Genomic DNA, 2,173 nt, shown 5'->3' with positions numbered 1-2,173 from the left:
TACTGGACACGGTTGTTGTCACTTCCGGTAAAGGAATACAGGCTGCCCTTGTTGTTCTGCAGGTTGTCAACATACACGGCGGCCGTCCATTTGCCTGTCTTGGGACCAACCTCCATGCGCAGGCCAAGGGAACTGATCTTGCTGCTCTTGGCGTTGTTGTCGCCCAGCGCCGTCCACATGTTGTCTTTCCATGTATAGCTGGCCTGCAGCGTGACACGGTAGCGGTCAACATCGATGTTGTAACGCGCGACAGCACTCCATGAAAAGCGGGGTGCAAAGGGAAGCGGGGAGTTGTGCGCTACCGACGGGTCAAGGGACAGGCCGTTAATGTAGTTGACCGGGCTTTTGACCTGCGCATCAAGATAGGCAAAGGAACCACGGATATCGAGGTTGGGCACCAGGTTATGCAGTGTGGTGGACAGTTCACCACCACGGGTGCGCGCCCGCGGGATCGTGCCCAGCGTAAGCGAGTTCGTGGTCGGCGTTATCGGCGCGAAGAACAGGGTCTGGCGGTTGTGGTATTCATAGTCGAACAGGGAGCCTTCCACCACAAGCCTGTCATGCAGGAGGGAAGACTTGATGCCGACTTCATATGCAATCAGGTTTTCCGGCTTGACGTAATCAAGCGCCCCGGCCGCCAGCACGGGTGCGGCAAAATAGGAACCCGCCTTGTAACCATTTGAGATCGTGCCATAGGCGTAAGTGCCCGGCACGATCTGGTAGCGCAGGCCCACACGGCCGGTAAAGCGGTGATAGTCATGGCGTTCATTAACACCGGTCAGTGCATCGCCGACCTGCGCGTTATAGGGCGGCAGAAGCCTTGGGCTGCCGGCGCCAATGGCCGAGTACCGCGATCCCCCGTCAAAACCGCGTTCGTCATACGAAAAACGGCCCGATGCAATGAAGTCCAGTTTTTTTGTAATATTGGTAACCGTATTGACATAAACGCCAGTGGACAGGTTCTGCTGGGAAAAGTGATTGGTCAGGTCAATCTCGCTGACGGACTGCATGCGATCACTGGTATAGGCGCCGTCAATCTTGTCATATGATTCGAAAACGCCAACGGTCAGGTGGAAGATTTTCGCCAGGTTCATGCGCAGGTGCATGTCATGCGACTGCGCTATGGCGGTATCATTCCATCGGTAATCGGAAACATGAATGGCTGAGCCATCATAGTTGTCAGTATCGTCACGACGATAGAAATCGATGGCTGTCGTGGACGAGAAATCACCAAAGTCGAACGCCTTGGTATAATTGACGGATACGCCCCCACCATTCTCGTTTCGCTGGGGAACGGCGTTGCCCACGCTGACCGCATTGGCCGCAGGGTTCATGCCCGTATCACCGCTGGAAACCGGCCCCAGGTCCTGTGGTGAGGTGGAGGTGCCCTTGTCGCGTGTGTAATGCAGGTTCAGCAGCAGGGAAGATGTATCGTCTATCGTAAATCGGGTCAGGTTGCGAATGGCCAGAAGGTCCTGCGAACCATAGCGCGCGCCGGTCGAGATGTCTTTCTGCCAGCCATCGCCCTTGACATAATTGAAGGCCAGGCGATTGGATATCCGGCTGGTGATGGGGGTGTTGATGGCAAAGCGGCCACGGTTGGTATTGTAGCTGCTGTAGCCCCATTCCGCATAACCACCGAATTTGTCCGATGGTTTTACAGACTGGATATTGATGCTGCCACCCGTGGTGCTGCGCCCCATCTCAAAGCCCTGCGGGCCTTTTTCCGTGGCGACGCTTTCGATATCAAGCATCTGGCCTGTATAGAATACAGGAAAGGGAGCGAATACGCCATCCAGATAAATGCCGATCCCGCCCATGTTGGTCCCAACATAGTCATCCAGTCCGACACCACGGATGGAGAAAATGGGCGCCGAGCCGGACACGGCGTTCGTTGCGGTCACACCGGGGGTGAACGCTGCGATATCCTTCGGGCTTTCAAGGTGAAGCGAGCGCAGTTCTTTCCCGCTGATCGTATTGACCGTGCCCGGCGTGGCCAGGTAACGCTGCGCATGTGACCGGGTCACCGTTATCTGCTCGGGCGATGCCTTGGGTACTGCCGCGCCCTGGTGGCGTGGCGTGGCGGCGGAACGGTGTGCGGCAACATGTTTCGTATCAACCGATTGGGCGCTGGCAGGCGCCGTTGCGGCAACCGCCAGCGGTGATGTCGATG

General features: G+C 56.9%; 1 protein-coding gene. It reads right to left on the bottom strand.

Features of this window, described 5'->3' with window-relative positions; all coding sequences use genetic code 11:
- Positions 1-2,173: TonB-dependent receptor (locus tag CFR76_RS17280; protein WP_244192003.1), on the bottom strand; the 2,173-nt coding region annotated here is incomplete at both ends.

It is taken from the genome of Komagataeibacter swingsii (assembly GCF_003207895.1).
GTDB lineage: Bacteria > Pseudomonadota > Alphaproteobacteria > Acetobacterales > Acetobacteraceae > Komagataeibacter > Komagataeibacter swingsii.
This window is presented reverse-complemented; position numbering and strand designations above follow the sequence as displayed.